The organism is Oscillibacter sp. CU971 (assembly GCF_905219725.1).
In the GTDB taxonomy this organism is placed as follows: domain Bacteria; phylum Bacillota; class Clostridia; order Oscillospirales; family Oscillospiraceae; genus Oscillibacter.
Genome location: NZ_CAJMXG010000144.1, coordinates 1 through 7,535 on the forward strand (window position 1 = coordinate 1; position 7,535 = coordinate 7,535).

6 protein-coding genes and 1 other RNA gene are annotated in these 7,535 nt (G+C 58.0%); 3 read left to right on the forward strand and 4 right to left on the reverse strand.

Annotated features, from left to right (window positions below):
• Positions 1-260: 260 nt before the first annotated feature.
• Both JX325_RS10430 and JX325_RS10435 read left to right on the forward strand, forming a co-directional pair.
• Complete coding sequence (locus JX325_RS10430) at positions 261-500, forward strand: hypothetical protein (RefSeq protein ID WP_204791075.1); 240 nt, start codon at positions 261-263, stop codon at positions 498-500.
• A 214-nt stretch (positions 501-714) separates the two neighbouring features.
• Positions 715-1,197: a GNAT family N-acetyltransferase gene (locus JX325_RS10435; RefSeq protein ID WP_204791076.1), complete on the forward strand. Its 483-nt coding sequence runs from the start codon at positions 715-717 to the stop codon at positions 1,195-1,197.
• A 165-nt stretch (positions 1,198-1,362) separates the two neighbouring features.
• Here JX325_RS10435 and JX325_RS10440 read toward each other — a convergent pair whose 3' ends face one another.
• The 4 genes from JX325_RS10440 to JX325_RS10455 form a co-directional block, all read right to left on the reverse strand.
• Complete coding sequence (locus tag JX325_RS10440; protein WP_204791077.1) at positions 1,363-2,055, reverse strand: DUF554 domain-containing protein; 693 nt, start codon at positions 2,053-2,055, stop codon at positions 1,363-1,365.
• Between the two features lie 205 nt (positions 2,056-2,260).
• Positions 2,261-3,883, reverse strand: coding sequence for a peptidylprolyl isomerase (locus JX325_RS10445; RefSeq protein ID WP_204791078.1), 1,623 nt, complete (start codon positions 3,881-3,883; stop codon positions 2,261-2,263).
• Between the two features lie 268 nt (positions 3,884-4,151).
• Positions 4,152-4,351, reverse strand: a non-coding RNA gene (gene ssrS / locus JX325_RS10450) — 6S RNA.
• A gap of 21 nt (positions 4,352-4,372) precedes the next feature.
• On the reverse strand, positions 4,373-4,654 hold the full coding sequence (locus JX325_RS10455; protein WP_204791079.1) for a DUF1292 domain-containing protein: 282 nt from the start codon (positions 4,652-4,654) through the stop codon (positions 4,373-4,375).
• 315 nt (positions 4,655-4,969) lie between these two features.
• Here JX325_RS10455 and JX325_RS10460 point away from each other — a divergent pair.
• Positions 4,970-7,535, forward strand: a 2,566-nt coding sequence (locus tag JX325_RS10460; RefSeq protein WP_204791080.1) for a transglycosylase domain-containing protein, incomplete at its 3' end; no start/stop codon positions are given.

The window sequence follows — 7,535 nt, forward strand, 5'->3', positions numbered from 1 at the left end:
CCGAACACGGTAGTTAAGCTCGTTTCTGCCCACAATACTTGGCTGGCGACGGCCCGGGAAGATAGGTGGCGCCAACATAAGACAGGTTACTTCGGTAGCCTGTCTTATTTTTTGCTTTATACGGAGAAGGTCTGCTACCAGTGCAGCTCACATATGCCGGTAGCACGATGAAACTCCCATTGCAGATAATACCGTGCCGTTCCATCTAACTTGAGTTCTCCTGCGGACTGGTGCCGGTTTAAGCGAAGCAGCTCCCGCTTTTGGCTGTCCAGCAGGACGACTTCCGCATCCCCGCTGGACAGCCGGCAGTCGAAGCAAAATTTCATAATCCGGCTTTCGCGGAACCGGCCTCTATGCCGGACCCAGCCGGTGCAGGAGTTCAGGGAGGCGCGGCCGCCTCTTTTTCCCAGTTGAAATACAAACAACACGGCGGCGATGCTCTTTGTTACGGCAAAGCCTTGGCGGTGCAAGAGATAAATCAGAATACCTATGGCGGCTGAGATTCCTAAAATTAAAGTCATAGCGGTTTCCTCCCGTTATTTTGCTGCCCTCATTTTACTACGCTAAGGAGGTCGTTGCAATCAAAAAAACGCGCCCCTGCCCTCGGGGTAACTCCCGTAAAGAAGCCAACACATTCTGGAAAGAAGTTGCTTTTCAGAGGGTGTTGCTTTATAATGAACTCATCGACAAATCGGGATTCGCGAGGATATCAATATGCTGAGACTGGAGAAGATAACCGGGAAAAACGTATGGGATATTTTGAAACTTTGTGTTTCTGAAAAGCAAAAAAATTTTGTAGCAAGCAATGACATCAGCATTATCGAAGCCTATACCGCCATAACCGGAAATGGATATGCTTTCCCTTTTGGAATATATGAGGATGATACACCGGTTGGTTTTTTAATGATTGGCTTTGATACAGATGATTATTGGTATGACGCCCCATTGATAGCAAAAGGAAATTATAATCTCTGGCGATTGATGATAGATAGTCATTATCAAAATAGGGGCTATGGCAAAGAAGCGGTCAGACTTGCATTGGAATTCGTAAAAACATTTCCCTGCGGTAAATCGGAATACTGCTGGTTGTCTTATGAACCTGAAAATAGAATTGCCAGTCAGTTATACCGTTTGTTTGGATTTGTTGAAACTGGAGAAATGGATGGAGACGAGCTGATTGCTATTTTGAAACTGTAAAAANAAATTCCTTTTTATTGCCCCCCCCCCACGGGCACTTTCCCCGAAAGTGTCATAGTGGGTTATACAGTATAAAAGGGCAAGACAGACCGCTGCGGCCTGTCTTGCCCTTAACTTCTTTATGACGCCTTACCCTCCGGCACGGCGCGTTTCTTTATACAGTCCTCACATGAACTGGCAGAGAAGAATGGGGAGAAAGATGGACGGGACGTAGTTCATCACCTTCACCTTCGTAACCCCCAGCAGGTTCAAGCTGATTCCCACAATCAGTATCGAGCCCACCACCGTCATTTCCGGGACCGTATTGGGGTTCTGCTGGAGAATGGGAGCCACCAGGCTGGCCAGGCAGGCGATTCCCCCCTCAATGGTAAGTACTGCCGCGGCGGACAGCATCACGCCCAGGCCCAGGGAAGAGGCGAAAATGATGGAGGACACAAAGTCCAGGGTGGCCTTGGTGAACAGCATTTCATGATTTCCGGTAAGGCCGTCGTTTAGGGCTCCCANAATGGTCATGGCCCCCACGCAGAAGACCAGGGAGGCCGTCACAAAGCCCTCCGCCAGGGAGGGGCCTCCCTCCCGGCCCTTCTTGAAGCTTTTCTCCAGGCCCTCCGCAAAGCGGTTCAGATGCCCGTCCAGGTCGCAGAGCTCACCAATGACGGCGCCCACGGCCATGGAGATAATGGCAATCAAAGCGTTGCTGCCCCCCAGCATTCCATCAATGCCCACGAACAGGGTGCAGAGGCCCAGGCCTTTCATTACCGTGTCCCGCAGCCGCTCCGGCAGAATATTGCCCAACAGGAGGCCGATCAGGGACCCGGCAATCACCGCGCCGGTGTTGACCAGCGTGCCAACCAGCATGCAGATTTCCTTCTTTCTTCATTGATGTGTACTATTTCCGAGTTTNAAGTTCGGAAATAATACATTTGATTTAAGCCGTTTTGCTCACCGCTGTAAACAGCGGCAACCGCAGAACATGGCACATATTACTTCCGACCTTTCAGTTCGGAAGTAATATATCAGGCAAAGGGGCCGGCGTCTGCCGGCCCCTAAGTGCTGTGCGGTATTAGCCGATGTGTTTCAAACCGGACTCGCTGCGCTGGACGGTGACATCCTTCACCAGATCCTCCTCCCAGGCGGTGTAAGCCTCAGTCCGCAGATTGGCGGCGACCTGGGTCTGCCAGCGGGCCGCATTCACGCCGGAGAAGTACATGACGTGGGAGCCGTACTGGGTGTCCACCACGCCGGTGTCGCCGCTCTGGCGGGCGGTGTCGAAGCACCAGTCGTTGAATTCCGTCACCATCTGGCCCTGATAGACCTCGGTGTAGAGGCCGCCGTCGTACTTGGAGCCGTCGGCGGANTCCTTCAGCGCCAGGGCGGCAAAGGAGTCCTCGGTGGCCTCGCCGGACTGCCACTGGGCCAGCAGTTCCTCGGCCTTGGCGTGGGCGTCGGCTTTCAGCTGGGCCTGCTGGTCCTCATAGCCCTCCTCGCNNTCGGCGATGGAGCCGGTTCCCAGGGAAACCAGAATGTGCCGAATGTCAATGGTGGGATTTTCGTCCCGGAAGCGGTCGTGGAAGACCACCACATACTGAACGGTGCCGTCCGCCAGGGTGGAGGCGTCGCCGGATTTCCGGGCGCTGTCGTACAGCCACTCGCTCATAACGCTTCCGGCGCTGTAGGTGCCGTTTTCGTTTTTGCTGTAGGTGCCGTCGTTTTCGTTGGCCAGCTCCTCCAGGTCCCCGCCATCCTGGAAGCCGTCCAGCACGGTCTGGGCGAGGTCCTGAGCCGCCTCCAGAGCCGCGGCAGCTTCCTCCTCGGTGGGCTCCACGGTGTTGCCCTCGTCGTCGGTGGTGCTCTCCGCCGCGCCGGANAAGGNGACAACCTCATAGGACACATGGTCATAGGTGTTCCGGTCAGCGCCGTAGGCCTCCTCCAGCTCGCTGTCGGAGTAAGTCAGGCTGTCCTGATAGGCGTCGGCGTAGGCGCTGTAGCGAAGGACCCGCATCAGCTGCTCGCCGTAAACCTTCTCCGTGACGCCCGCGCCGAAGTTGCCTTTCAGGTACTGGCTGACGGAGATGCCGCTGGCGGCGGCTACGGCCTTGAGGGCGTCCATGTTGTCGTCATACTGGACCTGGACCCCGGCAGGGTACTGGAAGCCCTCGGCCTCGGCGGCCTTGAGGGCGGTCTGGATGACGCGCATGTTATCCAGGGCTTCGTCCAGGAAATAGTCGTGCCAGGTCATGCCGGTGGGAGCCAGGGGGTCCGCTTCAGAATCGGCCTCCGCGCTCTCGGCGTCCGCGTCGGGCAGCTCAATGCCCAGCATGGCGGCAGCGGTGGAGTTGATGGACTGGCTTTTCAAGGTGGCGTTGGTGTTCAGTCCCAGATAGCTGAGGAAATAGGAATACTNGCTGTTGCTTACGAAGTTGCGGTAGGCCGTCTGATAATAGTATTCCACCTCAGCGGCGGTGTACTTCTCCCCGTCGATGGTGGCGGCGGTGGTGGTCTTGGGGATGAAGTCGCTGCGCCAGACGAAGGAGGCGATGACCGCGACCAGGACGGCGGCGGCGATGACGCCGTAGAGGAGGTTCGTCCGCTTCTCCTCCCTGCGCTGCTGCGCCTCCCGGGCGGTTTTGGGGTCGGCCTGGCCGGAAGCGGCCTGGCGGTTTTGCTTTTCTCTCGATGCGCTCATTTGTGTTTCAGTCCTCTCAAGTTTTCAGTTACAATTTTTGCCCGAACGGGAACGGGCTGGATTTTACGCACTTGCCTATTATAGCGGAACGCGGGCCAAAGTGCAAGCCTAAAATCCCTTTCCGGGAAAGAAAACGCCAGAATTCACGTTTTTTTCATCAAATCTCCGGGCCGGTCCGCTAAAATAACACTCGAATGGCACAACAAACATAACATGCCCGGCTGAAATTTTCCTGAAAGCGGAAAAGAAAACGGCCCTCAGGGCATAATAGTACCCCGCGAGAGCCGTGTAGACCCCGTTATAACCTGCACCTTCATGGACAGGTGGGTCGCCTCCAGCGCGCTTTACCGCTTCCAACTTCCAGCCGCGAACGGCAGCCGGGAGGCCTGCGAACCACGCACTGATCCAGCGTCCCTTATAACGAAATGTGGGTTAAAAAAAGATCTATCACGCACCCCGCAGGGTACTTTACCGTATGTGGTTTTGGAGTTACTCTTCGCCGTCGAACAGGGACTCCATAAAGAGGTCGTACACCTCTTCCAGCTCCTCGTCGGAGTCCAGGGTGGAAAGGACGTCCTCACCGTCCTCGTGGAGGACTTTTAAAATCACCAGCCCGGNGTCCGGGTCGTCCTCCTCCCCCTCGGTCTCGGCGGGGAAGAAAGCTTGGTAGAGCTGTCCGTTGTGTTCCAGAGCGTCCATGAACTCCAGAACCAGCTCCTTCCCCTCCTCGTCGGTGACGGTCAGGAAGGTGGGGCCGAAATCTTCACTCATACAGGGCGCCTCCTTTTCTGGGCTCAACTGTATTTTACACGGAAACGACGGCAATTGCAAGAGTAGAATTCGTGAAAAAGGCGAAAAGTTGACAGCGCCGGTGGGAGTTAGTCTGCCCAAAACCCATAAATCCATGCGGTGCGGAAACTTTTTTTCGGCGAAATCCGACATTTTCAATATTGACAGGGCATGGTACAATGGAAAACAAGGGGCTCCGGACATTTTTGGAAGCCCTGGAAACAACTGGCTTTGACGCGCTTCGCCGCAAAAAGCAGGGCGGAGGCGGTATCCCCGGCAAAGGAGGTATTCGTTACTTTGGAGCAGCACGGAAGAAGAGAGCACCCCCAGCAGCCCCAGCGGCGCAGGAAGCGCAGGAGGCCCACCGCCCTGGGCGTCGTCCTGGGGGTCGTGAAGTGGACCTTTATCACGCTGTGGACGGTTTTGATCGTCGGCGTCTGCACGGCGCTGATCGGCCTGCATTTCTTTAAAGAGTATATCGACACGGTGGTCACCCCCAGCGTGGCGGTGCGGGCGGAGGACTACACCATGAACCTCAGCTCCTTTATCTACTATCAGGATGAGGAGACGGGGAACTGGAAGGAGCTCAAGAGCATCCACGGCGAAGAGAACCGCATCCTGGTGGAGTTCAAGGACATGTCCCCCTACCTCTGGCAGGCCGCCGTGGCCATTGAGGACCACCGCTTTTTCCAGCACGAGGGCGTGGACTGGTGGCGGACNCTGGGCGCGGTGAAGGATCTGATTCTGGGGGACGGCAGCTACGGCGGNTCCANCATCACCCAGCAGGTGCTGAAAAACATGACCAACGACAACATGCCCTATGTCAACCGGAAGGTCCGGGAGATTTTCCGGGCCCTGGAGTTCGAGAAGAACTACTCCAAGCAGTTCATCTTGGAGCAGTATCTGAACGACATCTATTTGGGCCAGGGCTGCCACGGCGTCCAGACGGCGGCGCAGTTCTACTTCGGCAAGGACGCCAAGGACCTGGACCTGGCGGAGAGCGCCTGTCTCATCGCCATCACCAACAACCCCTCGATTTACGGGCCCCTGTACGACATCACCTACACCCGGGAGGATGGGAGCACGGTCACCCCCCGGGAGAAGAACAAGGAGCGCCAGGAGACCATCCTGGACCGGATGGCGAATGAGGAGGTCATCAACCCGGAAACGGGGCTTCCCTATATCACCAAGGCCCAGGCCGAGGCCGCCAAGGCGGAGGTCCTCCAGTTTGCCGACGGGTCCACCTCCGCCAAGGAGATTGTGGAGAAGGTGGCGGNCAAGGTGGAGATCAACTCCTGGTTTGTGGACAAGGTGATCCAGGATGTGGTGCGGGACCTGCAGAAGGAGTACAACATCACAAAGGACGAGGCGTACACCCGCCTCTACAACAGCGGCTATCGAATTTACACCACCCTGGACCCGAAGATCCAGGCCNTGGCGGAGAGCGTCTATGAGGACCGGAGCAACCTGGACGTGACCTCCCGGAACGGCCAGCAGCTTCAGTCCGCCATCACTATCCTGGACCCCTNCACCGCCGACATCGTGGCCATGGTCGGCAAGGTGGGGGAGAAGCAGGAAAACCTGGGCTGGAACTGCGCCACGGCCAAGCGGCAGGTGGGCTCCTCCATGAAGCCTCTGACGGCCTACGCCCCGGCCCTGGACGCGGGAGTCATCACCCAGGGGTCGGTCTTTGACAACTACCCGGTTCAGGAGCTCAACGGGAATCCCTGGCCCAAGAACTCCCCCAACACCTACACCGGCTTCACCACGGTGCGGACCGGCGTGCAGAAATCCATCAACACCATCGCCGTCCAGGCCCTCCAGTCCGTGGGGGTGGAGGAGGCCTACCGCTTTGCCACGGAGAACCTGCGGCTGGGTCTGGTGGCGGACGACATGGTGGTGGGCGCCCTGGGCATGGGCGGCCTGACCCGGGGATTGAACACCGTGGAAATGGCGGCGGCCTACGCCTGCTTTGCCAATAACGGCGTATACAACGAGCCCCGGACCTACGTCCGGGTCACCCGCATCGACAACACCACCGGCNAGGAAGTGANGGTGCTGGAAAACGAGAGCGAAAGCCATGTGGCCATGAAGGAAACCACCGCCTATCTCATGACGGACATGCTGAAAAACGCCGTGACCTCCGGCACCGGCGGACAGGCCCGGTTTGGCGGNATGCANATCGCCGGAAAAACCNGAACCACCAACGACAACAAGGACCGCTACTTCGTGGGCTTCACGCCCTACTACGTGGCGGCGGTGTGGACGGGCTATGAGGACCCGGAGCGCATCAGCTACAGCGNCAACCCCGCCATCACCATGTGGAANAAGGTCATGGAGCNCCTGCACATTGACCTGCCCGANAAGGATTTTGACAACAAGCCCGCCACGGGGCTGACCAGCATCCGGGTCTGTCTGGACAGCGGTATGCTGCCCTCCGCGGCGTGTGAGGCGGACCCCCGGGGAGGCCGAATCGGCACGTTTACGGTGGCGTCGGGCACCGGGCCCACAGAGAAGTGCACCACGCACAAGGTGGTGTCCTACTGCACCGAGGGCCACTGCCTGGCCACGGAGTCCTGCCCCCTGGAGGTGGTGGAGCAGCGGGCCTATCTGGACTACGTCCGGGAGGACTACGGCCCCAGCATCAAGGCGGAGGACGACGCCTACCTCATCAGCAGCCTGGAAAAGATCACCGAGATTTCGGAGACAAACCCCATCGGCGGCTGTCCCGCCCACAACGGCCTGCCCCCGGTGAACCCGGAGGACCCGCTGAATCCCGAGGACCCCAACAACCCGAACGGCGGGACCACCACGCCCAGCGAGCCCTATGTCCCCGCCCCCGGCGAGAGCCACGAGGGCTACG